The organism is Pseudomonas serbica (genome assembly GCF_028823535.1).
Classification (GTDB): Bacteria; Pseudomonadota; Gammaproteobacteria; order Pseudomonadales; family Pseudomonadaceae; genus Aquipseudomonas; species Aquipseudomonas serbica.
In genome coordinates this window covers 219,055-245,674 of record NZ_JAQIYM010000010.1, presented here as the reverse complement: position 1 = coordinate 245,674, position 26,620 = coordinate 219,055, and the positions used below count along the sequence as shown (strand labels likewise).

General features: G+C 62.3%; 27 protein-coding genes and 1 pseudogene. 17 read left to right on the top strand and 11 right to left on the bottom strand.

Features of this window, described 5'->3' with window-relative positions:
* Position 1: 1 nt before the first annotated feature.
* Positions 2-712 carry an ABC transporter ATP-binding protein gene (locus NQL71_RS18465; RefSeq protein WP_046815889.1) on the bottom strand — a complete coding sequence of 237 codons (711 nt, stop codon included), beginning with the start codon at positions 710-712 and terminating at the stop codon, positions 2-4.
* Between the two features lie 135 nt (positions 713-847).
* Entirely contained in the window at positions 848-1,429 is a 582-nt protein-coding gene (locus NQL71_RS18460; protein ID WP_046815888.1) for a DUF2796 domain-containing protein, read from the bottom strand.
* Between the two features lie 135 nt (positions 1,430-1,564).
* On the opposite strand from NQL71_RS18460, the gene NQL71_RS18455 reads away from it, so the two are divergent.
* Positions 1,565-1,903, top strand: a complete 339-nt coding sequence (locus NQL71_RS18455; protein ID WP_274643088.1) for a hypothetical protein — start codon at positions 1,565-1,567, stop codon at positions 1,901-1,903.
* Between the two features lie 102 nt (positions 1,904-2,005).
* On the opposite strand, the gene trxA is transcribed toward NQL71_RS18455, so the two are convergent.
* The 3 genes from trxA to NQL71_RS18440 all read right to left on the bottom strand — a co-directional run bounded on the left by trxA (position 2,006) and on the right by NQL71_RS18440 (position 4,096).
* Positions 2,006-2,878: a thioredoxin gene (trxA, locus tag NQL71_RS18450; protein ID WP_008065763.1), complete on the bottom strand. Its 873-nt coding sequence runs from the start codon at positions 2,876-2,878 to the stop codon at positions 2,006-2,008.
* 100 nt (positions 2,879-2,978) lie between these two features.
* On the bottom strand, positions 2,979-3,635 hold the full coding sequence (locus tag NQL71_RS18445) for a class I SAM-dependent methyltransferase (RefSeq protein ID WP_046815886.1): 657 nt from the start codon (positions 3,633-3,635) through the stop codon (positions 2,979-2,981).
* On the bottom strand, positions 3,632-4,096 hold the full coding sequence (locus NQL71_RS18440; RefSeq protein ID WP_046815932.1) for a YbaY family lipoprotein: 465 nt from the start codon (positions 4,094-4,096) through the stop codon (positions 3,632-3,634). Before NQL71_RS18440 ends, NQL71_RS18445 begins: the two co-directional genes overlap by 4 nt.
* A gap of 118 nt (positions 4,097-4,214) precedes the next feature.
* Between NQL71_RS18440 and nrdR the strand changes: the two genes are divergently transcribed.
* From nrdR to NQL71_RS18380, 12 genes are all read left to right on the top strand, one after another.
* Entirely contained in the window at positions 4,215-4,679 is a 465-nt protein-coding gene (gene nrdR / locus NQL71_RS18435) for a transcriptional regulator NrdR (protein WP_003228656.1), read from the top strand.
* On the top strand, positions 4,676-5,809 hold the full coding sequence (gene ribD, locus NQL71_RS18430) for a bifunctional diaminohydroxyphosphoribosylaminopyrimidine deaminase/5-amino-6-(5-phosphoribosylamino)uracil reductase RibD (protein WP_046815885.1): 1,134 nt from the start codon (positions 4,676-4,678) through the stop codon (positions 5,807-5,809). Before nrdR ends, ribD begins: the two co-directional genes overlap by 4 nt.
* Before the next feature lie 47 nt (positions 5,810-5,856).
* Positions 5,857-6,522, top strand: a complete 666-nt coding sequence (locus tag NQL71_RS18425; RefSeq protein ID WP_046815884.1) for a riboflavin synthase — start codon at positions 5,857-5,859, stop codon at positions 6,520-6,522.
* Between the two features lie 30 nt (positions 6,523-6,552).
* Positions 6,553-7,644 (top strand): bifunctional 3,4-dihydroxy-2-butanone-4-phosphate synthase/GTP cyclohydrolase II, encoded by a 1,092-nt coding sequence (gene ribBA, locus NQL71_RS18420; protein ID WP_046815883.1) that lies wholly within the window; start codon positions 6,553-6,555, stop codon positions 7,642-7,644.
* Positions 7,645-7,735: 91 nt separating this feature from the next.
* Complete coding sequence (gene ribH / locus NQL71_RS18415; protein ID WP_003228649.1) at positions 7,736-8,212, top strand: 6,7-dimethyl-8-ribityllumazine synthase; 477 nt, start codon at positions 7,736-7,738, stop codon at positions 8,210-8,212.
* Complete coding sequence (nusB, locus tag NQL71_RS18410; protein ID WP_008053839.1) at positions 8,209-8,709, top strand: transcription antitermination factor NusB; 501 nt, start codon at positions 8,209-8,211, stop codon at positions 8,707-8,709. Before ribH ends, nusB begins: the two co-directional genes overlap by 4 nt.
* A gap of 27 nt (positions 8,710-8,736) precedes the next feature.
* Positions 8,737-9,702 (top strand): thiamine-phosphate kinase, encoded by a 966-nt coding sequence (gene thiL / locus NQL71_RS18405; protein ID WP_077186317.1) that lies wholly within the window; start codon positions 8,737-8,739, stop codon positions 9,700-9,702.
* Entirely contained in the window at positions 9,699-10,202 is a 504-nt protein-coding gene (locus NQL71_RS18400; protein ID WP_046815881.1) for a phosphatidylglycerophosphatase A family protein, read from the top strand. The genes thiL and NQL71_RS18400 overlap by 4 nt, the downstream gene beginning before the upstream one ends.
* 23 nt (positions 10,203-10,225) lie before the next feature.
* A complete protein-coding gene (locus NQL71_RS18395; RefSeq protein WP_046815880.1) occupies positions 10,226-10,963 on the top strand; it encodes a transporter substrate-binding domain-containing protein in 738 nt (245 codons plus the stop codon).
* Positions 10,964-11,086: 123 nt separating this feature from the next.
* Positions 11,087-11,704, top strand: coding sequence for a GTP cyclohydrolase II (gene ribA, locus NQL71_RS18390; protein WP_046815879.1), 618 nt, complete (start codon positions 11,087-11,089; stop codon positions 11,702-11,704).
* Complete coding sequence (locus NQL71_RS18385; protein WP_077186316.1) at positions 11,701-12,120, top strand: MFS transporter; 420 nt, start codon at positions 11,701-11,703, stop codon at positions 12,118-12,120. The genes ribA and NQL71_RS18385 overlap by 4 nt, the downstream gene beginning before the upstream one ends.
* The gene (locus NQL71_RS18380; protein ID WP_274643087.1) at positions 12,117-12,920 is read left to right on the top strand and encodes a cobalamin-binding protein; all 804 of its coding nucleotides are present in this window, start codon (positions 12,117-12,119) and stop codon (positions 12,918-12,920) included. The genes NQL71_RS18385 and NQL71_RS18380 overlap by 4 nt, the downstream gene beginning before the upstream one ends.
* Before the next feature lie 138 nt (positions 12,921-13,058).
* Here NQL71_RS18380 and NQL71_RS18375 read toward each other — a convergent pair whose 3' ends face one another.
* The 6 genes and pseudogenes from NQL71_RS18375 to NQL71_RS18350 form a co-directional block, all read right to left on the bottom strand.
* Entirely contained in the window at positions 13,059-14,942 is a 1,884-nt protein-coding gene (locus NQL71_RS18375; protein WP_274643086.1) for a TonB-dependent receptor domain-containing protein, read from the bottom strand.
* A gap of 166 nt (positions 14,943-15,108) precedes the next feature.
* Positions 15,109-17,007 (bottom strand): 1-deoxy-D-xylulose-5-phosphate synthase, encoded by a 1,899-nt coding sequence (dxs, locus tag NQL71_RS18370; RefSeq protein ID WP_046815875.1) that lies wholly within the window; start codon positions 17,005-17,007, stop codon positions 15,109-15,111.
* A gap of 91 nt (positions 17,008-17,098) precedes the next feature.
* Positions 17,099-17,986 carry a (2E,6E)-farnesyl diphosphate synthase gene (ispA, locus tag NQL71_RS18365; protein ID WP_046815874.1) on the bottom strand — a complete coding sequence of 296 codons (888 nt, stop codon included), beginning with the start codon at positions 17,984-17,986 and terminating at the stop codon, positions 17,099-17,101.
* On the bottom strand, positions 17,983-18,225 hold the full coding sequence (locus tag NQL71_RS18360) for an exodeoxyribonuclease VII small subunit (RefSeq protein ID WP_007894317.1): 243 nt from the start codon (positions 18,223-18,225) through the stop codon (positions 17,983-17,985). The genes ispA and NQL71_RS18360 overlap by 4 nt, the downstream gene beginning before the upstream one ends.
* Positions 18,226-18,321: 96 nt before the next feature.
* Positions 18,322-18,543 (bottom strand): hypothetical protein, encoded by a 222-nt coding sequence (locus NQL71_RS18355; RefSeq protein ID WP_235431822.1) that lies wholly within the window; start codon positions 18,541-18,543, stop codon positions 18,322-18,324.
* Positions 18,527-18,685: pseudogene (locus NQL71_RS18350) on the bottom strand (DUF4172 domain-containing protein); the annotation flags it as partial. The gene NQL71_RS18355 and the pseudogene NQL71_RS18350, both read right to left, overlap by 17 nt.
* A gap of 209 nt (positions 18,686-18,894) precedes the next feature.
* Here NQL71_RS18350 and NQL71_RS18345 point away from each other — a divergent pair.
* The 4 genes from NQL71_RS18345 to NQL71_RS18330 are packed head-to-tail and all read left to right on the top strand — an operon-like array spanning position 18,895 to position 26,619.
* Positions 18,895-19,683: a YfaP family protein gene (locus tag NQL71_RS18345; protein WP_046815872.1), complete on the top strand. Its 789-nt coding sequence runs from the start codon at positions 18,895-18,897 to the stop codon at positions 19,681-19,683.
* Between the two features lie 35 nt (positions 19,684-19,718).
* Positions 19,719-21,431, top strand: coding sequence for a DUF2138 domain-containing protein (locus NQL71_RS18340; RefSeq protein WP_274643085.1), 1,713 nt, complete (start codon positions 19,719-19,721; stop codon positions 21,429-21,431).
* The gene (locus NQL71_RS18335) at positions 21,401-22,066 is read left to right on the top strand and encodes a DUF1175 domain-containing protein (protein ID WP_046815870.1); all 666 of its coding nucleotides are present in this window, start codon (positions 21,401-21,403) and stop codon (positions 22,064-22,066) included. Before NQL71_RS18340 ends, NQL71_RS18335 begins: the two co-directional genes overlap by 31 nt.
* Positions 22,063-26,619, top strand: a complete 4,557-nt coding sequence (locus NQL71_RS18330) for an alpha-2-macroglobulin family protein (protein WP_274643084.1) — start codon at positions 22,063-22,065, stop codon at positions 26,617-26,619. Before NQL71_RS18335 ends, NQL71_RS18330 begins: the two co-directional genes overlap by 4 nt.
* The last annotated feature ends 1 nt before the right edge of the window (position 26,620 follow it).

Genomic DNA, 26,620 nt, shown 5'->3' with positions numbered 1-26,620 from the left:
CTCAGACCTCGGACGGGGTGGCGGCGCGATTGAGCTCGGCCAGCGACAGGTTGCGATCGAACAGCGGCGCCAGGCTCTGGTCGTGGCTGACGAACAACAGGCTTGAGCCGGCCTCGCGGCATTCGGCGAACAGCAGGCGAATGAAGTTCTCCCGCGCGTCGTAATCCAGCGCCGAGGTCGGCTCGTCGGCGATCACCAGTTCCGGTTGGCCGATCAGCGCGCGCGCGGCGGCCACTCGTTGTTGCTGGCCGATGGACAGGGAGTCGGCGCGGCGCGCGAGGATGTTGTCATCCTTCAAGCCCAGGTGGGCGAGCAGGGTGGCGGCGGCCTGGTCGATGCTGCCGTGGCGCTGTTTCGCTCGCTGGGCACGCAGTTTCGAGAAATGGCAGGGCAGTTCGACGTTCTCGCGCACGGACAGGAACGGCAGCAGGTTGAACTGCTGGAAGATGTAGCCGGTGTGATCGACACGAAAGTGATCGCGGGCGCCCGCCGAGAGTTTGGTCAGTTCCTGGCCGAGCAGGCGAATGCTGCCGCGATCGGGCTTTTGCACGCCGCCGAGCAGGCCGAGCAGGGTGGTCTTGCCGCTGCCGCTGGGGCCCTTGAGGAACAGGGTTTCCCCAGGTGAAAGGCGAAATGCCGGGATATCCAGCAAGGGCGGATGACCGGGCCAGCTGAAGCCCAGGTCGGACAATTCGATGAGTGCTTGGGTCATGGCGCCGATTTCATGAGCGTTGATTATCCTGTGGGAGCGGGCTTGCTCGCGAAGGCGGAGTGTCAGTCGACATCTATGTTGCATGACACACTGCCTTCGCGAGCAAGCCCGCTCCCACATTGGTTGTGCGGTGGATCAAAATTTGAGGGCGGCAGCCTTGGCCGTCACTTCAACCCCTTGCTGCCCGCTCGGGCCTATCAGTTGTACCTGAATTTTCCGGGTCGCCGGGAAGCTGTTGAAGATATTCGCCAGGTCCAGGGTGGTCAGTGCGTTTGGCGTGGCGCAGGTGAATTGGTAGCGGGCGTGGATTTCGCTGTGGTCATGATGGTGCTCGTCAGCGTCTTCATCATGATCATCGTCGGCCTCTGGCGTAGCGCCAAACAACGGGCTTTCCAGCTCCTGGTTTTCCACCACGCAACCCGCGGCTTTCGGCAGGTTGAACAGCGCCAGCGGTTGCTCGAGGCGAGCCCGGGTCGCAGCGACCTTGGTCTTGTCGGCATCGGTCGTGGCGACGTGCTCGAAGCCCACCAGGTTCATCGCCGGACTGTCCAGCTCCAGCTCCAGGGCCTGGCCGTCCAGGGCCGCGTTCAGGCGACCGACACCGTGCTCGTGGGCGCCAAGGCTGCCGTGCTCGTGGTTGTGGTCATGGTCGTCAGCGGCGTGGGCGACAGCCAGCGGCAACAAGGCAAACGGCAGGGCGAGAAGCAGGTGACGCATGGCGAGTCTCCGAAAGACAAGATGAAGAAAATGTTATGTAATCTTATAACATGTTGCGCAGAGTGTGACTGCCTGCTTGGCGTTGCACAAGACCCATGGGAGCATGGGTGCGAAGAAATGTTCGGGAGCTGATTCATGTTGCGAATTCGCGGAAGCATCGGCGACTGGCCGGTGGATTTGACGCTGGAGATGGATGACGCCGACTGGGCGCGGCTGGGTGCACAGTTACAGGTGGAAAAAACCGAGGTCAGTGTGCCAGCGACGAAACCGCTGAACCAGGACGAGGCGCTGTGGCAGGTTGCCAGGGATTTGCTGCGCAAGGCCGGGCAATTGAGCGGGCCGGAGTTGCTCGATCAACTGGAAGGGCTGACCGGCAGTGCGGCGGCGGGCAAGCGTCTGTTGGTGCGCTTGCGTCATTCACCGGATGTGAAGGTAGAAAGCGGCGCAGACACGCCGATCTACCGTTGGTTGTAGGAGCCGGCTTGCCGGCGAAGGCGGCCTTGAGTCTCGCGTTATCCTTGCGGTCGCCTTCGCTGCGATGCGGCGAGCCGACAAGCCAGCTCCTACAAGTTGCGGTCAGTAAAGAGCGGCAAACAACTTGCGGCGGTAAGTGGTCACCAGCGGATGGTCATTACCCAGCAACTCAAACACCTGCAGCAAGGTCTTGTGCGGCAAACCTTCGCTGTAGCTGCGGTTGCGGATGAATAGCTTGAGCAGCCCATCCAGCGCCGCGTCGTATTGCTGGCGGGCCAGTTGTTGAACGGCCAGCTGGTAGACCGCTTCATCGTCCTGCGGGTTTTTCGCCAGGCGTGCTTTCAGGTCCGCGGCATCCGGTAAGTCCTTGGCCTGGCCGAGGAACTTGATCTGCGCCTTCGCGCCAGCCAGGGCGGCCTTGTGCTCATCGCTCTTGACCGCGTCGAGCACGGCTTGCGCTTCGCCCAGTTCACCACGCTCGGTGAGGCAGCGGGCATACAGAATCAGCGCCTTGGCGTTGGTGTTGTCTTCGCCCAGCAGCACTTTGAGCAGGGCTTCGGCATCGGCGAAGCGGCTGTCGTCGAATAAGGCCTGGGCCTGTTCGAACGGATCGGCGGCGGCTGGTGGCGGCATTTGTACATGGGGCTCGAGCAGCGCCCGTACGGCCGACTCCGGCTGCGCTCCGGCAAAACCATCGACCGGCTGGCCATCCTTGAACAACACCACGGTCGGCAGGCTGCGAATGCCGAAGCGGGCAACAATGTCCTGTTCGAGGTCGCAGTTGACCTTGGCCAGCAGCAACTCGCCCTGATAGCTCTCGGCAATGGTCTGCAGCATCGGCATCAGCACTTTGCAGGGCGCACACCATTCGGCCCAGAAATCCACCAGCACCGGTTTATGGAAGGAGTTCTCGATCACCGACTGGTCGAAATCGGCAGTCGTGGCGTCGAAGATGTACGGCGTTTGCTGACTCATGGGCAATCTCTTGGAAGCGTGAATAGGGCAACTATACGGCTTGGTGGGGGGCGGCCGGAAGCGGGGGGCTGATCGTTCCCATGCTGGAGTGTGGGAACGATCAAGGCCGAGAGGCGTGGTACAGGCTCACATGCCGAAACTCGTGTGGCTCGGCCAGGTCCGGCAGGGTCATGGCTTCGAGCATTTCGATGCGCTGATACAGCGGATGACGGAAATCCCTCACACGGGAATCCGCCACCAGTGCCTCTTTGCCGCGACTCAGGAACTCATCGAGCAACGGCAAATTCGCCCGGTCGTACAGCACGTCAGCCACCAGGATCAGATCAAAGCGATCGGCCTCGGCGAAAAAATCCGTCGAGTAATCAAGCTGCACGTCATTGAGTTCGGCATTCGCCCGACAGGCGGCAATCGCCAGCGGATCAAGGTCGCAAGCCACCACTTCCAGCGCGCCGGCCTTCACCGCGGCAATCCCGGCGACACCGGAGCCTGCGCCGAAATCCAGTACACGCTTGCCCTTGACCCACTCCGGGAAGTCGGCGAGATAACGCGCCACCGCCAGTCCGCTGGCCCAGCAGAAACTCCAGTACGGCGGTTCATGCAGAATCCGCCGGGTTTCTTCCGGGCTGAAGGCGCGGTCCATGTTGTCGCCATCGATCAGCCACAACTTCAGATCGGTCCCCGGTAATTCACAGGCGACCAGTCGCGCTTCACCCAGCAGTTCACCCAAGGCCTGTTGCAGGTCGTACGGTGCAATCATGGGGCTTTGACGAATTGCAGTTGGCCCAGGGCCTGGGTGGTCGGCTGGGTAATCGGCTGTGACGGCAGATGCAGAATCAATTGGCCGGACTGGCTGGCGCGGCCACGCAGTTCTACGCGGGCGCCGGCTGGAAACGATTCCGGGTTGAAGCGCAGGTGAAATGGCAGCACCTGGTTGTTGCCGATCAAGCTCGAACTGGCAAGCAATTGCTGTGGACGATCTTTTTCGTCGATCACCAGCAGCGCCAGTTCCACTTCAGCACCTGCCGGCACACCTTGCAGCGTACCGCTCAATTCGCGCTGATAGGCCGGCAACGGGCCGAGGTTCGCCGATTCCCGGGCTTTTTTCTGCGCCTGTTCCGGTGCAGGGCCTGGCGTTGGCGGCTGGGGCTGGGGTGCATCGCTGCTGCAGGCGACCAACAGGCTGAAAAAACTGAGCAAAACGAGTGGTCTCAGGGACATTTGCGGCTCCGGCAACACGTAATCCATTTATAGCCAATCTGTATACCGCAAACCCTATGGCTTGTCTTGCCACGGGGATGCGCTACCATGGCCCTCCCTTTTTTTGTTGCCTGCCACCATGCACTGTCCCTTCTGCGGTGCCAACGACACCAAGGTCATCGACTCGCGTCTGGTCGCCGAGGGCGAACAGGTGCGCCGCCGGCGTGAATGCCTGGCCTGCGGCGAACGTTTCACGACGTTCGAAACCGCTGAACTGGTGTTGCCGCGCCTGATCAAAACCGACGGCAGTCGCCAGCCGTTCGACGAAGAAAAACTCCGCGCCGGCATGCAACGGGCGTTGGAAAAGCGCCCGGTGAGTGTCGAGCGCCTCGAATCGTCGCTGGTGCACATCAAACACAAACTGCGCGCCACCGGCGAGCGCGAGGTCAAGTCCCTCGTGGTCGGTGAGTTGGTGATGGCCGAGTTGCAAAAGCTCGACGAAGTCGCCTACATCCGCTTCGCTTCGGTGTATCGCCGCTTCCAGGACCTCAACGAGTTCCGCGAAGAGATCGATCGCCTGGCCCGGGAACCGGTGAAAGAATGACCACGTCCGCCGAACTTGCCATCCTCGACGCCCATTACATGGCCCGTGCCCTGGAACTGGCGCGCAAGGGCCATTACACGACTCATCCCAACCCGCGAGTCGGCTGCGTGATCGTACGCGACGGGCAGATCGTCGGCGAAGGCTGGCACGAACGCGCCGGCGAACCTCATGCCGAAGTCCACGCCTTGCGCGCCGCCGGTGAGCTGGCCCGGGGGGCTACGGCCTACGTGACCCTCGAACCCTGCAGTCACCACGGTCGCACGCCTCCTTGCGCCGATGCGTTGGTCAACGCCGGAGTGGCGCGGGTCGTGGCGGCGATGCAGGACCCGAACCCGGAAGTGGCCGGTCGTGGTCTGCAACGCCTGGCCGAGGCCGGCATCGCCACCGACAGTGGTGTGCTGGAGGGTGAGGCGCGCAAGCTCAATCAGGGTTTCCTCAAGCGTATGGAACACGGCTTGCCGTTCGTGCGGGTCAAGCTGGCCATGAGCCTGGACGGTCGCACGGCGATGGAAAGCGGCGAAAGCCAGTGGATCACCGGGCCCGCGGCGCGTTCGGCGGTGCAACGCCTGCGTGCCCAGGCCAGTGTGGTGCTGACCGGGGCCGACACCGTGCTGGCGGACAACGCTCGCCTGACCGTGCGTGCCGATGAGCTGGGCCTGGACGTCGGGCAAACCGCGCTGGTGATGAGCCGTCCGCCGCTGCGTGTACTGGTCGACGGGCGTCTGCGGGTGCCGCTGGATGCGCCGTTTTTCAAGGCCGGCCCGGCGCTTGTCGCTACCTGCGTCGCGGTAGAAGAGCAATACGCCAATGGCCCGGAATGCTTGATCGTGCCCGGCTATGACGGTCAGGTCGATCTGCGTCAGCTTCTGGTCGAACTCGCCAACCGAGGTGTCAACGAGGTATTGGTCGAGGCCGGACCACGGCTGGCCGGTGCTTTCGCCCAGTTGGGGTTGGTGGACGAGTTCCAGATATTCATCGCCGGCAAGTTCCTTGGTTCTAGCGCACGGCCGCTGCTGGATTGGCCGCTTGCGCAAATGAAGGATGCGCCGCAACTCAAGATTACTGAAATTCGTGCAGTTGGCGATGACTGGCGGGTCACTGCCATTCCTTCGCCAGCAGCAAGCGTATAATTTCCGGCCATCGCTACAGCGCTGGCTTTGTTCTCGAGGAGAACCTCATGTTTACCGGCATCATCGAATCCATCGGCAGTATTCGTGCATTGACCCCAAAGGGCGGTGATGTGCGGGTTCACGTCGAAACCGGCAAGCTCGACCTGAGCGACGTCAAGCTGGGTGACAGCATCGCGGTCAACGGCGTGTGCCTGACGGCGGTTGAACTGCCGGGCAACGGATTTGCGGCTGACGTCAGCCGCGAAACCCTCGACTGCACCGCCATGAACGACCTCAAAAGCGGCAGCCCGGTCAATCTGGAAAAAGCCCTGACCCCGACCACTCGCCTTGGCGGGCACCTGGTCAGCGGTCACGTCGACGGCGTGGGCGAAGTGGTTGCCCGTACCGAGAACGCGCGTGCCGTGGAGTTTCGCATTCGCGCGCCGAAGGACCTGGCCAAGTACATCGCCCATAAAGGCTCGATCACCGTCGACGGCACCAGCCTGACCGTGAACGCGGTCGATGGCGCCGAGTTCCTGTTGACCATCATTCCGCACACCTTGAGCGAAACCATCATGGCGTCGTACCAGCCGGGTCGCCGTGTGAACCTGGAAGTGGATTTGCTGGCCCGTTACCTGGAGCGCTTGCTGCTGGGCGACAAGGCCGCTGAGCCAACGGCTGGCAGCACTATCACTGAAAGCTTTCTGGCCCAAAACGGCTACCTCAAATCCTGAGCTCTAATTTCGAAAGAAGGGGGGTGCCTAGTGGCGCTCAATAGCATCGAAGAACTGGTTGAAGACATCCGCCAAGGCAAGATGGTCATCCTCATGGATGACGAAGACCGCGAGAACGAAGGCGACCTGATCATGGCCGCCGAGTGCTGCCAGCCCGAACACATCAACTTCATGGCCAAGCACGCCCGTGGCCTGATCTGCATGCCGATGACCCGCGAGCGCTGCGAGCTGCTCAAGCTGCCGCTGATGGCGCCGCGCAACGGTTCCGGCTTCGGCACCAAGTTCACCGTGTCGATCGAAGCGGCCACCGGCGTTACCACCGGCATCTCCGCCGCCGACCGTGCGCGCACCGTGCAGGCTGCCGCCGCCCGTGATGCCAAGGCTGAAGATATCGTCAGCCCCGGCCACATATTCCCGCTGATGGCCCAGGCCGGTGGCACCCTGGCCCGTGCTGGCCACACCGAAGCCGCGTGTGACTTGGCGCGCATGGCCGGTTTCGAGCCGAGCGGGGTGATTTGCGAGGTGATGAACGACGACGGCACCATGTCCCGTCGCGCTGAACTGGAAGCTTTCGCTGCCGAGCACAACATCAAGATCGGTACCATCGCCGACCTGATTCACTACCGGATGATCCACGAACGTACCGTTCAGCGGATTGCCGAGCAGCCTCTGGACAGCGAACTGGGCCAATTCAACCTGGTGACCTATCGTGACTCCGTTGAAGGCGACGTGCACATGGCCCTGACCCTGGGCAATGTATGTGCCGAAGAACCGACTCTGGTTCGCGTACACAACATGGACCCGCTGCGCGACCTGTTGATGGTCAAGCAGCCGGGCCGCTGGAGCCTGCGCGCCGCCATGTCCGCGGTTGCCGAGGCTGGCAGTGGCGTGGTGTTGTTGCTCGGACACCCGCTCGATGGCGACGTGTTGCTGGCGCATATCCGCGAAACCGCCGACCACGCGGCGGTGAAAAAACCGACTACCTACAGCACTGTGGGTGCCGGTTCGCAGATCCTGCGCGACCTGGGTGTACGTAAAATGCGCCTGATGTCGGCACCGATGAAATTTAATGCGATATCCGGTTTCGATCTGGAAGTTGTAGAATACGTGCCCTCCGAATAATGACCGGTCGTATCCGGGCCTGTATTCGCGGTTCAAATATCACTGAGGGGCGCGTACGAAACGCGTCCCGGCTCTTTAAGAGATCTATCGAATGACCCTGAAGACCATCGAAGGTACCTTCATCGCCCCTAAAGGCCGCTATGCTCTGGTAGTGGGCCGTTTCAACAGTTTCGTCGTTGAAAGCCTGGTCAGCGGTGCTGTTGATGCCCTGGTTCGCCATGGCGTGAGCGAAAGCGACATCACCATCATCCGCGCGCCTGGCGCCTTCGAAATCCCGCTGGTTGCGCAGAAAGTCGCTCAGAAGGGCGAGTTCGCGGCAATCATCGCCCTGGGCGCGGTCATTCGTGGCGGTACTCCGCACTTCGAATACGTGGCTGGCGAGTGCACCAAAGGCCTGGCCCAGGTGTCCATGGAGTTCGGCGTGCCGGTCGCTTTCGGCGTCCTGACCGTTGATTCCATCGAGCAAGCCATCGAACGTTCCGGCACCAAGGCCGGTAACAAAGGTGCCGAAGCTGCCCTGTCCGCTCTGGAAATGGTCAGCCTGCTGGCGCAGTTGGAGGCCAAGTGATTAGCGACGAAAGCGATCGTTTCAACCCGCGCGATCCAAAACCTGCGGATGCTGGCAAGCCATCGAAAAGCGTCAAGCGTCGCGAAGCCCGTCAGCTCGCGACTCAGGCGCTGTACCAATGGCACATGGCCAAGCAGTCGCTGAACGAGATCGAAGCGCAGTTCCGGGTCGATAACGATTTCACCGATGTCGACGGTGCCTACTTCCGCGAGATCCTGCACGGGGTGCCGCAGTTCAAGACCGAAATCGACACGGCGCTCACGCCTTGCCTGGACTTGACCATCGAAGAGCTGGACCCGGTTGAACTGGCGGTTCTGCGCCTGTCCACCTGGGAGCTGCTCAAGCGCGTCGACGTGCCGTACCGCGTTGTGATCAACGAAGGCATCGAACTGGCCAAGGTCTTCGGTTCCACCGACGGTCACAAGTTCGTCAACGGTGTGCTCGACAAACTGGCCCCGCGTCTGCGTGAAGCTGAAGTGAAGGCGTTCAAGCGCTGATTGGCGCTTGAGCACTTTGTCTCAGCCATGGGCGAATTTGAGCTGATCCGCAATTTCTTCGCCGCCGCGCCTTGTGCCCAGGGCGGCGAAGGCGTTGCCCTGGGGATTGGTGACGACTGCGCCTTGCTGGCTGTTCCTCCCGGGGAACAGTTGGCGATTTCTACCGATACGTTGGTGGCCGGTGTGCATTTTGCCGACCCCTGCGATCCGTTTCTGCTCGGTCAGCGCTCGCTGGCCGTTGCGGTCAGCGACCTGGCCGCCATGGGCGCCACGCCCATTGCCTTTACCCTTGCCCTGACCTTGCCGACGGTGACCGCCGATTGGTTGCAGGCCTACGCCCGTGGCTTGAACCTCATGGCTTCGAGCTGCGGCGTGGCGCTGGTGGGCGGCGACACCACCCGCGGTCCATTGAGCCTGACCATGACGGTGTTCGGCCGGGTGCCGGGTGGCCAGGCCCTGACCCGCAGCGGCGCGCGGCCCGGCGACTTGCTGTGTGTCGGCGGTGAGCTGGGCAATGCCGCTGGCGCCTTGCCGCTGGTGCTCGGCCAGCGTAGCGCAGCAGCCGCCATCGCCGATCCGCTGCTGGCGCATTACTGGTCACCACAACCGCAGCTTCGCCTTGGGCAGGCGTTGCGCGGCAAAGCCACTTCAGCCATGGATATCTCCGACGGGCTGCTCGCCGATTGCGGGCATATCGCCCTGGCGTCGAAGGTCGGCGTGCTGGTCGAACGGGATCGCTTGCCGCTGTCGAAAGCCCTGGTCGCCTTCCTCGGTCAACCGGGCGCGCAAAACGCCGCCCTGAGTGGTGGAGACGATTACGTATTGGCCTTCACCTTACCGTCCGTCGAGTTACCTCGATTGGTGGCCGACGGCTGGCCAATTCATGTGGTCGGGCGGATCGTGGCGGGGCAAGGCGTGACGCTGCTGGATACCGATGGGCATGACATCACCCCGCAAACCCGGGGCTATCAACATTTTCGGGAGACACCGTGACAGATCACCCCAAACAGGTCCCGGCGGAATTCGTACCGCCATCGGTCTGGCGCAATCCCTGGCATTTCCTGGCGTTCGGCTTCGGCTCGGGCACCTTGCCAAAGGCGCCGGGCACTTGGGGGTCGCTGGTTGCGCTACCCTTTATCCCGTTATGGCAGATGTTGCCCGACTGGGGTTACTGGCTGATGCTGGGCATTACCATGCTGTTCGGCTTCTGGCTGTGCGGCAAGGTGGCCGACGATTTGCGGGTACACGACCACGAAGGTATCGTCTGGGACGAAATGGTCGGAATGTGGATCACCCTGTGGCTGGTGCCGGAAGGCTGGCAGTGGCTGTTGGCGGGATTCCTGGTGTTCCGCTTCTTCGATATTCTCAAGCCGTGGCCGATTCACTGGGTTGACCGGCATGTGCATGGAGGCGTCGGCATCATGCTCGACGATGTATTGGCCGGGGTATTTGCCTGGCTGGCGATGCAGGGGCTGGTATGGATCTTCGCCTGAGGGATTAATTAGGAGAACTAGGGATGGCTCGACGCTGGTTGGTAGCGATGGTGTTTGCGGTGTTCGGTGCGCTCGCCCAGGCGGAGGAGGCATCCACCCCGCCATCGGTGATTCATCTGGCCAGCGAAGATTGGGAAGACTATACCGCCGCCGACGGCCACGGCCTGGGTTGGGACGTGTTGCGTAAAGTCTTCGAGCCGGCGGGGGTCAGGCTGGACATCCGCAGCGAACCCTATGTGCGCTCGATGGGGTTGGCTGAGCGCGGTGAGGTCGATGCCTGTGTCGGCTCCTACCATGGCGAATCCAGCGATGTGCTCTACCCGCGCTGGAACTTCGATACCGACCATATCTATGCCCTGGGCCTGGCCAGCAATCCGCAACCAACCCCACAAACCCTGGGCAATTACCGCCTGGCGTGGGTGCGTGGCTACGATTATCAGGATTATCTGCCCAATATCCGCCGCTACAACGAAGTGCTACGGCGCACCGGCATCGTTTCGATGCTGACGCAGAACCGCGCCGATTTCTACATAGACGCACTCACCGAGGTCGATTGGGTGCTCAGCCGCGCGAAGGACCCTTCCCAGTTCCGCCGCACGCATATCGCCGAATTGCCGTTGTACCTGTGCTTTGCCAAGACCCCGGCGGCCCGCAGCCTGATGGCGTTGTTCGACCAGCGCATGGCGCAATTGGTGAAAACCGGTGAGCTCAAACCGATCTTCGAACACTGGAAGCAACCCTATCCCTTCGATGAGAACTAACCTGTCGGCAGACATCAAACTTTTTGATTGTTATGGCCGATAATTCAGCCTAAGCGTCGGTTGGAACCTGCTGTTACAATGCCGGCCTGCGAATCTTCAGACTTTTAGATCAGGAGCACACCGGTGCCTGTCGTTTTTGTCGCCGCTTCCAAGCTGCCAACGCCTTTTGCGCAATTCATCATGCACGGCTTTCTCGATGAGGCCACCGGCCGCGAGCACGTTGTGCTGAGCCTGGGTGAGATTGCCGACGGTGCCCCGGTACTCGGCCGATTGCACTCCGAATGCCTGACTGGCGATGCCTTGTTCAGCCAGCGTTGCGACTGCGGCTCGCAACTTGAGGCCGCACTGCAGGCCATCGCCCGTGAAGGTCGGGGCGTGCTGTTGTACTTGCGTCAGGAAGGCCGTGGCATTGGCCTGCTGAACAAGATCCGCGCCTATGAGTTGCAGGACGGCGGTGCCGACACCGTTGAAGCCAACGAGCGCCTGGGCTTTGCCGCCGACCAGCGTGACTACGCCATGTGCCTGCCGATGCTTGAGCACCTGGGGGTGAAATCCCTGCGCCTGATGACCAACAACCCGCGCAAGGTCAAAGCCTTGACCGACATGGGTATCGTGGTCGCTGAGCGCGTGCCGCTGCACACCGGGCACAATCCGCACAACAAACTCTACCTGGCGACCAAGGCCAGCAAACTCGATCACATGATGGGCAACGAACATCAGGGCGAGGTAGACCGGGCGTGACCCGCGGACAGGTGCGGCGGCGACTGTCCGTCAACTGGTGGCAATACCTGGCGCTGGCCTTGTTGCCGCTGTTCGTGATCAATGCCGTGTTCGGTCAGAGTGAGGCGATCCTGCCGGTGCTGGCGATGCCCTTGTTCATCGCCGGTGTCGCCTCGATGTTTGTCAGCCTGAAGTTTTTTGGCGGTTACAAACATGCGTTGATCGACACCCAGAAAGCCCTCGATACCCCTGAAGAGCCTGGCGCGTGGATCCATCTGGCGGCCAGGCGGCGCACGGCGTTCCTCGCCGCAGGCCTGCCGGCGTGGATCGCTGCACTGGCGGTGTTCGTCGGCCTCGAAGCGGTGCCGCTGATGCTGCTGGCGCTGTCGACCGCGGTGCTGTTCTACCTCTACCGTATTCCGCGCCAGCTCGGTTGAAGCGCTCGGTCTGGCTGGCGATTTTGCTGCTGGCCAGCAGCGGCTCGGTCGCGGCGGTCGAGCGGGTTGTCAGTCTTGCACCTTCACTTTCCGAAATCGTTGTCGAGCTGGGTTCGGCCGACTTGCTGGTCGGCGTGCTGGACGCTGGCGAGCGTCTCGTCGAACTCAAGGGTTTGCCCTCCGTTGGCCGTTACGGCCAGCTGGACGTGGAGCGCCTGCTCAGCCTGAAGCCCGATCTGCTGCTGTTGTGGCCCGGCAGTGTCGGCCCGGCCCAGCGTGAGCAACTCAAGCGCCTGGGCATCCCGACCTACGTCGCCGAACCGCATGATTTCGAACAACTCACCACGCAGATCGAGGCGATTGCCTTGCAGCTGGGGCGACCTGAGCGTGGGGCTGCGCTGGCCGGCGGCTTGCGGCAGCGCCTGGCCGAACTGCGTCAGCGCTACAGGCGCGATCAGCCGTTGCGGGTGTTCTATCAGGTCTGGGACCGGCCACTTTATACCGTGGGCGGTGGGCAGATCATCAGCGCTGCGCTCGAAGTGTGCGGGGCGCAAAACATGTTCAGCGACCAGACAATCCCTGCGCCGCAGATCAGTGTCGAAGCGGTCCTGCAGCGCGATCCCGAGGTGATTCTGGCCGGTGATCAGGCGCAACTGGATGCGTGGAAGCTTTGGCCGCAGGTAGCGGCGGTGCGGCAGGGGCAGTTGCGGTTGGTGCCGGACAAGGGGCTGGAGCGGCCGAGTGGGCAGATGGTTGAGGCGACTGCAAAGTTGTGCCAATTGATTGCGCCCGAACGCTGAAACCGAGTAGCGGCCTTCGCGAGCAAGCCCGCTCCCACATTCGATCTGTGTTGTACACAGCCTGTCTGTCTGACCTCGATCTAGTGTGGGAGCGGGCTTGCTCGCGAAGAGGCCAGGCTGGTCAGCAATAATTTCGAATCAAATCTCCGGGGTCCAGGTCACCCCAAACATCCACGCCCGACCCTCTTCGCGATACCCGTACTGGCTGCCTTCATGGCTGTACAGCGCCCGGCTGTATGCCTTGTCCAGCAGGTTATCGACCTTCAGCTCCAGGCTGACTTCACGGTTGAGCGCCCAACTGCTGCGCAATCCCAGCAACCCATAACCCGCCAATGGCTGTTGATTGTTCAAGTCGTCGTAGCTGCTGCTTACCGCTTGCCAACTGCCGCCCAGGCCCAGGCGGTCGAACTGTCGATCCAGATCCCAGCTCAAGGTAGGCCGGGCACGACGGGCCAGGGTATGCCCGGTGTCACGGTCCCGCGGGTCGATGATCGCCAGGCCAAGGTTGCTTTGCCAGCCGAACAGTTCCTGTTTCAACGCCGCTTCAAAGCCGTTGATCCGCGCCGAGGCGACGTTTTCGGGGCGTGAATTACTGCCGAAGATGATCGCGTCTTCGAGGTCCGTGCGGTACAGCGAGGCCTCCAGGCGAGCGTTCTCGGTCAGTTGGCTGCGCCACTGCAGTTCGTAACTTTTTGAAGTCTCGGGTTTCAGGTCCGGGTTGCTGAAGTCCGGGTAATACAGGTCGTTGAAGGTCGGTGCGCGGAAACCTTCGCTGTAGGTCAGCAGCACTTCGTTGTCCGGGTTCAGCGGCAGGGTGAAGGTGCCGCTCCAGCTGTTCTGGCCGCCGAATTGCTGGTTCTGGTCGCGGCGCAGGCCCAGTTCGGTGGAGAAGCTGTCGGCCTGATAGCGATGCTGGATGAATGCCGCGCGGTTCCAGCGACTGTCTTCGTCGAACGGCGTGCTGCTGTTGACCCGATCCTGATACCAGTCGCCGCCGAGCATCAGGCTGTTGCGCTCGTCGAGTGTCAGGTCGTTCTGCCAGTTCACCGAGTCGCGGTAGGTATTGAACACACTGCGTTCATCGCTGAGCTTGTCGAACGTCTTCTCGCGGTTTTCGCTGTGACCGAATTCGACGCGGGTTTTCCACATGTCGTTGACCCGTGCGTCGACGTAGCTGCTGACACTGCTCACGTCGAATTCGTTGTAGGGCTGCTGCTGGACTGACTCGAACGTGTCCAGGTCGAAGCGGCCAAACGGATTGTCGTACTCGCTCTTGCCTCGGTTATCCAGCAGGTTGGCGCCGATCTCGAGGTCATCGGTGAGGGCATGACTCAGGCTCAGGCTCAGGGATTTGTTGCGGTAGGCGTCGTGATCGCCGTCGCTGGGGTACGACTCATGGGTGCGATCGATTCCAGCAGTTTCATCGAGGCTGGCGCCTAGGTTGAAGCGGGTCTGCTCATCGCCACCGGACAAGCCAAGGCTGCGTTCCCAGGTCTGGTTGCTGCCTACGCCAATATGCAGGCGTGGCTGCAGGCCAGGCTCGGCGCCACGTCGGGTGAAGATCTGGATCACGCCGCCAATCGCGTCGCTGCCGTAAATCACCGAACGGGAACCGCGCAGCACTTCCACGCGCTCGACCTGTTCGATGTTGATGTGTTGCAGGTTGCTGTCGCCGGAGGACGAGTTGCCGATCCGCTGACCGTCCACCAGCACCAGGCTCTGGGCCGATTGGGTGCCGCGAATGTAAATGCCCGGCAAGCTGCCGCGCCCGCCGGTTTGTACCACTTGCACCCCCGGTACACGGCGCAGCAGATCAGTGACACTGTTCGGTTGCAGGCGATCGATGTCTTCGCGGATGAACACCGTGTTGGCGGCGCTGCTGTCGTTGCGCGCCTCGACCTGGCGGTTGGCGCTGATCAGCACGTCGGGCAGTTTCAGGGCCTGGTCGCGTTCGAAGGTGTCGGCCAGCAGTTGTCCGGACGGCAGAAGGGTCAGCGTCAGGGCGAGGGGGGAGAGTTTCATGGCAGTCCGTTGGTGCGTTGGAGCGAACAGAATTTGAAGATCACAGAAAACCAATGTGGGAGCGAGCCTGCTCGCGATGACGGTGTGTCAGTCAATGAACAAGTTGACTGTCAGTCCGCTATCGCGAGCAGGCTCGCTCCCACAGGGTTTTGCATAAGTCTGATGTTTAGATGTTCAGTAACTGCAGGCGTTCGCGGATCGACGCTTCGATCCCGGCCTCATCCAACCCACACTCAGCCAGCATTTGCGCTGGCTTGGCGTGTTCGACGTAAACGTCCGGCAAGCCCAGGTGCAGCATCGACTTGAGGATGTTCTCGCGGGCGAGGAACTCACTGACGGCGCCACCGGCGCCGCCCATGATGGCGTTTTCTTCGACGGTCACCAGCAGCTCATGACTGCCGGCAATCTCGCGAACCAGTTCCTCATCCAGCGGTTTGACGAACCGCATGTCGACCACGGTTGCGTCCAGCGTCTCGGCCACTTTCAGAGCCTCGGCCAGTTGCACGCCGAACACCAGCAGGGCGACCTTGCTCCCCCGGCGGCGAACCACGCCCTTGCCGATTTCGATCGGCTCCAGGTCTTTCTCGATGGTCGCATTCGGGCCATTGCCGCGCGGGTAACGCACGGCTGCCGGGCCGTTGTACAGATGGCCGGTGGTGAGCATCTTGCGCAATTCGTTTTCGTCGCTCGGGGTCATCACCAGCATGCCGGGGATGCAACGCAGGAACGACAGGTCAAAGCTGCCCGCATGGGTCGGGCCGTCTTCGCCGACCAGGCCGGCGCGATCGATGGCGAACAACACGTCGAGGTTTTGCACCGCGACGTCATGCACCAACTGGTCGTAACCGCGTTGCAGGAAGGTCGAGTAGATCGCCACCACCGGCTTGGCGCCTTCGCAGGCCATGCCGGCCGCGAGGGTCACCGCATGTTGCTCGGCAATCGCCACGTCGAAGTAGCGCAGCGGGAAACGCTCGCTGAAGGCCACCAGGTCCGAGCCTTCCTTCATCGCCGGCGTGATCCCGACCAGGCGCGGGTCGGCAGCCGCCATGTCGCACAGCCATTCGCCGAACACACCGGAGTACTTCGGCCCGCTGGCTTTTTTCGGCGGGTTGGCCGGCGCATCGACGGGTTCGAGCTTGGTGATGGCGTGGTAACCGATCGGGTCGACTTCAGCCGGGGCGAAGCCTTTGCCTTTCTTGGTGACGATGTGCAGGAACTGCGGGCCCTTGAGATCGCGCATGTTGCGCAGGGTGGCGATCAGGGTAGGCAGGTCGTGGCCGTCGATCGGGCCGATATAGTTCCAGCCCAGCTCCTCGAACAGCGTGCCGGGTACCAGCATGCCTTTTGCGTATTCTTCGGTACGACGGGCGATTTCCCAGGCCCCGGGCAGGCGCGACAGCACTTTTTTGCTGCCTTCGCGCATGCTTGCGTAGGTGCGGCTGGAAAGGATCTTCGCCAGGTAATTCGACAGGCCGCCGACGTTGCGCGAGATCGACATGTCATTGTCGTTGAGGATCACCAGCATGTTGGCGTCCACTTCCGGCGCGTGGTTCAGCGCTTCAAACGCCATGCCGGCCGTCAGTGCACCGTCGCCGATCACGGCGATCGCCTTGCGCTCGCTGTTCTGCAGGCGGGCGGCAATCGCCATGCCCAGGGCTGCACTGATCGAAGTACTGGAATGGCCGACGCCAAAGGTGTCGTACTCGCTCTCGGAACGGCGCGGGAAGGCGGCAATGCCGTCCTTCTGGCGCAGGGTGCCCATGCGCTCGCGACGACCGGTGAGGATCTTGTGCGGATAAGCCTGATGACCCACGTCCCACACCAGCCGGTCGTCCGGGGTGTCGAAAACGTAATGCAGCGCGATGGTCAGCTCGATGACGCCCAGGCCTGCACCGAAATGCCCACCGGTCTGGCCGACCGTGTAGAGCAATTCCAGGCGCAACTCATCGGCCAGGGTTTCCAGCTCGGCTTCGCCTAACCGGCGCAGGCCGTCCGGCGTGTTCGCGCGGTCGAGCAGGGGCGTGGTCGGGCGCTTGCGGGGAATCTCATGGAACGTCGTGGGCATCAGGCGAATCGTTATAGGTATAAAAGATGCGGCAGTTTACCTGATGCATCGGCCCCTGCCCACGCGTTGGTCTTTTTTGGCGGATACGCCGTCAGCTGCGACGCGAGACGATGTAACGGGCCAGCTCGCGCAGGGGCTCGGCAGCCGCGTCAAACGGTCGCAGCGCGTGCAGCGCCTGATCGCGCAGTTCCAGGGCATAGGCCTTGGCGGCGTCGAGGCCGAGCAGTGCCGGGTAAGTCGGCTTGTCGCGGGCAATGTCAGCGCCCTGGCGTTTGCCGAGGGTTTGGGTATCGCTTTCGACGTCGAGAATGTCGTCCTGGACCTGAAAGGCCAGGCCGATGGCCTGTGCATAAGTCTGCAGGGACCTGAGTTCGTCCTTCTCGGCGCGGCCGCTGGCCAGGGCGCCGAGCTTGACGCTGGCTTCAATCAGCGCGCCGGTCTTGTGCCGGTGCATGTATTCCAGCGCTTGCTGATCGAGCTTCAGGCCGACCGAGCCCAAGTCGATGGCCTGGCCGCCGACCATGCCCGCCGGGCCTGCCGCCAGTGCCAGCGCACTGACCATCTGCAGGCGGATCTCGGCGTCGGCATTGCTCAGGCGCGGGTCGAGCAGGGCGCTGAACGCCAGGCTCTGCAGCCCATCGCCGGCGAGGATCGCGCAGGCTTCATCGAATTTCTTGTGCGTAGTCGGCTGGCCGCGACGCAGGTCGTCGTCGTCCATGGCCGGCAAATCGTCGTGCACCAGCGAATAGGCGTGGATCAGCTCTACCGCGCAGGCCGCGCCATTGGCCTGCTCGGCCTTGCCGCCCAGGGCTTCGCACGCAGCGTAGGCCAGCAGCGGGCGCACCCGTTTGCCGCCGTTCATCACGCTGTAGCGCATGGCTTCATACAGCCGCGCCAGCTCAGGGCTCGGCGCGATGAACAGGGTTTCCATGGCGGCGTTGACACGGGCCTGGCTGGTCGCCGAATACGCTGCAATCATTCTGGTTGATCCGCGTCGAAGGGTTCCTCGGCCAGTTCGCCGTCGCGCTCGAGCAGCACCTGGACCTTTTGCTCGGCCTGGGCCAGCGCCGCCTGGCAATCGCGGGTCAGGCCGATGCCTTGCTCGAAAGCGGTCAGCGAGTCTTCCAGCGATAATTCGCCATTCTCCAGACGCTCCACCAGCGTTTGCAGGTCAGCGAGGGATTGTTCGAAATCCAGTGCAGCTTTTTTGCGGGCCATGGCGGCGATTTCCGGTTGACGTTAAACCGGCGCGACACTAGCAGATAGGGGGGTTATGGGCAAATGAGCGGGGTGTTTGAAACCGTGGATCCGGACTCAGGTTTGCCCGTCATCGGGGTGCCGGATCCGGTACCGAGTGCTACGCCCGCCACCGGGCAAGCGCTGCAGGCATCCCTTGTCCAACAGTCCAGCCAGCAAGCGATTCAGAACCCTGGTCTGCTCGGCCGAAAGCCCGGATTCCCGATGCGCCTGCCAGAACCGCGCCTTGCCCTGCTCAAGGCCTTGGCGCGGCGGCGCTTCGAAGCTCACTTTGCGCACTGATTGAGCCGCCCACGGAACTGGCCATGCCCATCAATCGACCTTGAGCCTGGACGCACTCGCGCAGCAACGGTGCCAGTCGTTCGGCGTTCCAGGTGAAACTCGGCCAATCGGGCTGCTGCCAGATCCAGAAAGGTGCCATGAACTCGATACTCTTGAAGGTGTGAGCCATCGGCGTGATTCACAGCGCATTTTCACCGTTCTCTGATTGTTAAGAACAGCCCCAGCGTCTAACCTTCGCGCCATCTACGACCCACGAGTCTGGGTCTTTCAGACGAAACGCAGTATCCGCATCTGTAACGCGCCGAGGATCAGGCGCAAGGTTTCGTCATGCATGGCAGGAGGCGTCACATGCGCTCATTTCTATTGCTGCTGATCGTCTTGGTCTGTGCGCCCGCCCTGGCCGCGCCAAGCGCCGAATTGTCGGAACCGGTGGGCGGCTGGCGCTTCAATGGTTTGCTCGACCGTACAGAAAACCCGCAAGTCGCTTATCCCACGCCACCCATCGACCGCGGTGTGCAGCGCAATCGCACGATGATCCAGGGCCAGCTCAAGGCCATCGGTACACAGCGCGGGCCCCATACGTTGGCGGTCAACGGCAATCCGTTGAACCTGTACACCGACGACCAGGGGCGTTTTGCCCGGCCCTATGCATTCGGCGCCGGTTCCAACAGCGTCGAAGTGCGCAGCGCCGAAGGCCAGTCGCTCAAGCGCGTGCAGTTCTACGAAGCCAACAACCTTCGCACCCCGGCGCGGATTCGCGTGGTGCTGGGCTGGGACGATCCGAAAGCCGAACTCGACCTGCACATCGTGACCCCGGACGGCCAGCACGCATTCTGGGCACGGCCGGCGATGAGCAATGGCGGTGGCCTGGACCCGGACGGCGTCGACGGCCCTGGCCCGGAAATGTTCACCATGACCGCGCCGCTGCATGGCACCTATCTGGTTTACGTCAACTATTGGGGCAACTTCGGTAGCGGCGGCTATAACTTCGATGAGACCAGCAACCAGAACGAGGTCATCACCTCGCAGATCAACCTGGTGCTCAACGAAAACACCGTCGACGAAAAACGCGAAACCTTCATCGTGCCCCTGCGCGCGATCGGGGATCTGCTGCTGGTCAAGACTTTCAACTATTAAGCATCCCGCTCCACGGATGAACTGGGCTTTGTGAAATGAGCGATAGCACTATTTTACCGGCAGCTGAGACACCGAGCGCCAAGCCGTCCCGCCGTTGGCCGGTCATTGTGGCCGGGCTGTGTCTGGTCGCGGGCGCGGCCGTTGGCATGGGCTGGCTGTTGAATAAAAACCAAGCCCCGGCACCGCAACTGGTGGCTGAGAAGCTCGGCATGAGCCGCCCCGATGGTTTGCTCGAAACCCATTCCCTGAGCCAGTTGCCCAAGGACCTGCTGGCAGTGCCGTTTCTCAAGGAAACCCTGACTGAAGATTTCGTTTTCTATTACGAAACCCACGCCGATCGCCTCGGGCTGATCGGCAGCTTGCGGCGGATCATTTACGAGCACGACCTGAAGTTGCAGGACACGCTGATCGAGCAACTGTTCGATCAACCGGCGGACGTTGCGTTGTGGCGCGGGCCGGATGGCCGGCTCAAGGATTTTCTGCTGGTGATGGATCGCGGTGGCCTGGCCAAGGTGTTGGAGCCGCTGGCCAAAGTCGCGCTGGATGATTCGCAGTTGAGCAAACTCGCGGACCTGAAAGTCGGCAACGACGACGTGGCGCTCTATCAACTCACCTATAACGCCAGCAAGGCGCTACTGTTTGCGTCCCACGGCGACAAACTGGTGGTGCTGTCGAATCCGACCAGGCTCTACGATCCGCAAAGCGGCGAGACACGGGAAGCGGGCGGCGTCTCGACCCAAGCCATCGCCGCGCTGCTCAACGGCGACAAACTGTTCCCCGAAGCCTTCGGCCTGCAACCCCGCGCGCCAGAGGTGAAACAGCGGCTGTCGGTGAATGCCAGTGTGCTGGCCATGGGGTATCAGCGTTTCATTCCGAACTTCGCCGGGTTGCGCTTCGACATGGACGACAAGGGTTGGCACAGCTTCCTCGCCATGGATGAACTGGACAATCAGCCGGACTTCGATTTCAAACCGATCTGGCAAGCCATGCCCATGGGCGCCAGCGCTTGCGTGGCCCTGCCGCTGGCGGCCGAACAACAGCAGCCGCTGCTGCTCAAGCTCGGTGCCGACGAGGCCGCGGCCCAGGCGTTGACCGAGCACATGGCCGGTGCGGCGGGCCTGTGCTGGTACGCCGATTCGCGACTGTACACGCCGCTGCTGGTGGTCAGTCTCAACGATGAAGACAGTGCCAGCCTCGATGGCGAGTTGGGCAGGCTGTTCGGCTCGATGGTCGGCGCTTATGAAGGCAAGGTCGAGGACCACGCCTTCCCGGTGGTCGAGAAACAGGCGGGCCTGAGTCATCAATGGCAGCGCCAGGTCAGCTCCAGTTTCGGTCCGTATGCGGCCAAGGATGCACCGGATCCCGATGCGATCACCGGCAAGCGATTCATGAAGGTCAGCCTGGCGCGTCACGGTTCGACGCTGCTGTTTTCCCTCGACGACAAGCTGCTGGACAAGGCACTAGGCACTCTCGACAAACGCTTCCCGCCGATGGCCGACGTGGTGCCCAAAGACCTGCTCATGCCGGTGTATTTCGGCCCGGACGCCATGGCGCAACTGATGCAGCAGGAAACCCTCGACAGCCTGCCGCAAGACATGGAGCCGGTGTTCTACAACGCTGCGCAAACCTACCTGATCCCCAAACTGCGCAAGCTCGGCGGTTACGGCAAGTACGCCCTGATCCTGCCGGAGGGCAGCGAGCCTGATGGCCACTGGCAATGGCTGCCGCTGGAGTGGAAAGCGCTGTGAACACACTGATCCGCAGCCTCGGAGTGCTCGCGCTCCTGTTGAGCGCGGGCGCCCGAGCCATTGAGGCACCGGCGCTCGATCCGCAGCAATCCCAGGTGTTCCGCGCCTGGTTCGTGCGCATCGCCCAAGAGCAACTGAGCCAGGGCCCAAGCCCACGCTGGTATCAGCAGGACTGCGCCGGGCTGGTGCGATTCGCCGCCAACGAAGCGCTGAAAGTCCATGACGACAAATGGCTGCGCAGCAATGGTCTGTCCAACCGCTACCTGCCGCCGGAACTGCAGTTGGACGGGGCCCAGCGCGGCCTGGCCCAGCAATGGCAGCAGGGTGATGGCAAGGTCGGGCCCTACGTCAACGCGATCAAGCTGATCCAGTTCAACAGTCACCTGGTTGGCCGCGATGTTGCGCAGGCGCGTCCCGGCGACCTGATGTTTTTCGACCTGGGCGACGACCAGCACCTGATGATCTGGATGGGCCGCTACGTGGCCTATCACACCGGTACCACCACCCCTACCGACAACGGCATGCGCTCGGCAAGCCTGCAACAACTCATGACATGGAAGGACACCCGATGGATACCCGATGCAGCCAACCCCAACTTCATCGGCGTCTATCGACTGAATTTTCTCTCCCAATGACCGGTGCCCGCATGCTGCGCTTTCTGTCCTTGCTGTTGATATGGGTGCTGCCCTTATCGGTGGCCAACGCCGAAGACACTGTCGAGCCGAGCGGCTACACACCGGTGGCCGGCGAGAGCTTTTTCCTGCTGGCCGACAGCAGTTTTGCCAGCGACGAACAGGCCACGGTGCGCCTTGAAGCGCCAGGTCGCGACTACCGCCGCTTCCGTATGGAACCGTACGGCGGCGCCGATATCCGGGTGTATCGCATCGACAAGCCGCTGGACTTCCTCAAGCGCCAGAAGAACCTCCACCGGGTGGTCAGTGACGGCCAGTTCAAGGGCGAAGGCCTGTCGAATACGCTCGCCTACCTGTGGGACAACTGGTACCGCAAATCCCGTCGGGTGATGCAGCGGGCGTTTTCCTACGAGTCGCGTAAACAAGTCACCGAGCAAGTGCCGGAACTGAAAATGGGCAACGCCATGGCCGCGCCAACGCCCTACGACGCACAGCCGCAATTCGCCCTGATCCCGGGCCTGCCGGTGGTCAGCCAGTTTCGCTATCCGCTGTGGCAAGCCAAGCCGATCCAGCCGCCGGAAGGTGTCAACCTCGCCGGTTCTTCCAGCGAGTTCGTCAGCGTTGCGCCGGGTAACGTCTATATCCCGTTGGGCCACTTGAAACCGGGTCTGTATCTGGTCGAAGCGTTGATCGGCAAGTACCGTGCGACCACCATGGTTTTCGTCTCCAACACCGTGGCGGTGAGCAAGATTGCCGGTAATGAATTGCTGGTGTGGGCGGCGCGCAAACACGAGGGCAGTTCGGTGCCCAGGGTCAATGTGTTGTGGACCGATGGTCTGGGTGTGATGAGCAGCGGGGCGACCGACGCCGATGGTTTGCTGCGCCTGAAACACGTCAGTCCCGAGCGTTCGTTCATGATCGGCGAGGATGAAGAAGGCGGGGTTTTCGTCGCGGAAAACTTCTACTACGACAGTGAAATCTACGACACCAAACTCTTTGCCTTTACCGATCGCCCGCTGTATCGGCCAGGTGATTGGGTATCACTGAAAATCGTCGGGCGCGAGTTCAAGAACGCCCGGGATTCGGTGCAGCCAACCGCGGCTGATGTCAATGTAACGGTGCTCGATGCGACCGGTACGGCGCTGCAAAGCCTGGACCTTAAACTTGATTCCAAGGCCGGCACTCAAGGGCGTTTCCAGTTGCCTGACAATGCCGTGGCCGGTGGTTATGAGCTGCGCTTCAGCTACAAGGACCAGGCTTACAGCAGCGCCTTTCGCGTGGCTGAATACATCAAGCCGCACTTCGAAATCGCCCTGAACCTGGCCAGGCAGGACTACCGCACCGGGGAACCGGTCAAGGGCAGTCTGGTGCTGCTGTATCCGGACGGCAAGCCGGTGGCCAACGCCAAGTTGAGCCTGAGCCTGCGCGCCCAGCAACTGTCGATGGTCGACAACGAGCTGCAATACCTCGGGCAGTTCCCGGTGGAACTGACCAGCACTGAACTGACCACCGACGCCAAGGGCAACGCCGTCCTCGATTTGCCGGCTGCGCAAAAGCCGAGTCGCTACATGCTTACCGTGTTCGCCAGCGATGGCGCGGCGTATCGGGTCAAGACCACCAAGGAAATCCTCATTGATCGCGGTGCGGCGAACTTTCGCTTGAGTGCGCCGCAGCGTTTCAGTGCGGTGGGCGACAAGGTAACGTTCAGCTACGTCAACGAAAGCGAACAAAGTGCAGCGGTCACTCCGAGCAGCTATGGCTGGGTTCGCCTGGAGGACCAGAGCACTGGCGAAGGCAAGCTTGCGGCAACCGACAAAGGTTTCATCCTGGCCTTCGACCGTCCCGGCACCTACAACCTGACACTCAGGGACGAGCACGGCCGAACCCTCGGCGCTACAGGCCATTCGGTCACCGGCGAGGGCGTCAAGGCCGTACCGGGCACCGTGGAAATCGTCCTCGACAAACCCGAGTACAAGGCCGGCGATGAAGCGCTGGCGTTGATCACCTTCCCCGAGCCGATCAGCGATGCGCTGCTGTCGCTGGAACGCGACAAGGTCGAAGCCACGGCGCTGCTGTCCAAGGGCGCCGACTGGCTGAAGCTGGAAAAACTCAGCGACACCCAATACCGCGCACGCATTGCGGTGCAGGACAGCTTCGCGCCGAACCTGACCTTCTCGGTGCTCTACACCAAGGGCGGCCAGTACAGCTTCCAGAACGCCGGGATCAAGGTGATCACGCCGCAGATCGACGTGGCCATCGTCACGGACAAAGAGACCTACCGACCCGGCGACACGGTGTCGGTGGACCTGGCCACGCAGTTCGCCGGCAAGCCGATACCAGCGCACCTGACGGTCAGCGTGGTCGACGAAATGGTCTATGCCTTGCAGCCGGAAATCGCCCCGACCATCGACCAGTTCTTCTACCATCCGCGCCGTAACAACGTGCGCACCAGCGCCAGTCTGTCGTTCATCAGCTACGACGTCGCGTTGCCGGGTAGCCCTGGGGCGCCGGGCAAAGCCAACCGCAGTGAGCGTGGGGTGAAGGTGCTGGAGCGGCCGCGTCGCGAAGACGTCGACACCGCAGCGTGGCAGCCGGAACTCGTCACCGACGCCAACGGCAAGACCCGCTTCACCTTCAAGATGCCGGACTCGTTGACCCGCTGGCGCATTACCGCCCGGGCCATCGCCGATGACGGCCAGGTCGGGCAGAAGAAACAGTTCGTGCGCTCGGAGAAACCGCTGTACCTGAAGTGGAGCGGGCCGACGCGATTCCGCGCGGGCGACAAACCGGATCTCGGCGTGTTTGCTTTCAGCCAGGCGCAAAACCCGGTCAAGGCCGAGCTGGTGATTCATTACGCGGGCAGCGAACAGCGGTTTCCTGTCACGCTTAACAGCGGCATCAACTACCTGCCGTTGCCGGCGTTTGAGTTGGTCAATGGCCAGTGGACCGCTGAACTGCTGCAGGACGGCATAACCGCCGATGCCCTGGCCGTGCGCCTGAGCGCCACCGGCGAAGGTTGGCAGGTCACGCAAAGCCAGCGCCTGGACGTGGCCGGCGCAGAGACACCGCTAGCCCTGCCGACGGACGCCACGGATATTCGCCTGCGTCTGGATGACAGCCCGCAAGCGCTGTTCCGTGCGGCCCTCGATGACCTGCTGGGCTACCCGTACGGCGGCGTCGAGCAAACCGCCAGTGGTTTGCTGCCGTTGAGCATCGCCTATCCAGCCTTGTCGTCGAACCCGCAGGTGCGCGATCGCTTGCGCCTGATCATGCAGAACAGCCGCCTGCGCCTGGTGCAAATGGCCGGTCCTTCGGCGAGTTTCACCTGGTGGGGCATGGACGGTGAGCCAGACGCGTTTCTCACCGCCTACGCCTATTACGCCGACTGGCATGCCAGCCGGGTGTTGGAGCTGAGCCTGCCGCCGGAGCACTGGCAGCGAGTGCTGGAGGTGTACGCGAAACAGGCGAAAAACACGCCGTTGCTGCAACGGGCATTGATCCTGTCGTTCGCCAAACAGATGCAGTTGCCGATCAACACCTTGCTCAGCGGATTGATGGAAGACCTGATGCAGGCAGGTGAGGGCAGTGCCGCGAACGTCATGGAGGTGGCGGGCGATAGCCTGGTCATGGGTGATCCGGATTCGGCGCTGGGCCTGGCCGCTGCCCGGGTATTGACCGCTTCGTTGGCCGGGCAATCGAAGGTCGCTTTGCCGGAAGCGTTCAAGCGGCAAATGGCGGACGCGCAGCAGCGCCTGGCCACCAGCTCCGTGCCGTTTGCCGAGGCGCTCAATGCATCGCTGCAGCCATTCGATCAGGCCCATGCACAAAGGTTGTTGCAACGTCTGCTGCCACAGCAATCCACCCTGGAGCGTGCGCTGGCCCTGACCTGGTTGCAACGCAGCATCGAGCAGGCCGCGCCGGCCGTGGCCCTGAAACCGGGTGACGGCTGGAAGCAGGAGCAGAGCGCCACGGGTGAAGCCTATTGGAGATGGCAAGGCGCACAGGTACCCGGCGTATTGTCGTTGAACGGTGAGCAAGAGCGTCCACTGAGCGCTGCGTTGAGCTTCCAGAGCAAGCAGCCAGCGGTCGATCCGCTGCCTGTGACCATCACCCGTCGCCTGTCGCGACTGGTGCCGGGTGATGAAGCGTTCACCTTCAAGCTGCAGCCGGTCGGCAATGCCCCGTTGTCCAGCGACAACCTGTATCTCGACGAAGTGATCCTGACCAGCAAAGCCGCCAGACCCTTGCGTTATGGTCTGCTCGAAGTGCCGCTGCCCCCGGGCGCGGATGTCGAACGCACGACCTGGGGCATCAAGCTCATGGGCAAGGCCGGGACCGAGCCGACGGCGCTGGAGAAGGCCCGTTTCGAGCCGGGACAAATGGCCTACGCCGTGCCGGTGGATGCCTTGAGCGGCGAATTGCGTCTACGTCATCTGGTGCGTTTCTCGCAAAAAGGCCAGTTCAGCCTGCCGCCGGCGCGCTTCACCCAGGTCTATGCGCCGCAGCATCAGGCTCAGGAGCAGAAACCGGCCCTCGGTCAGGTAATGGTTCACTGAC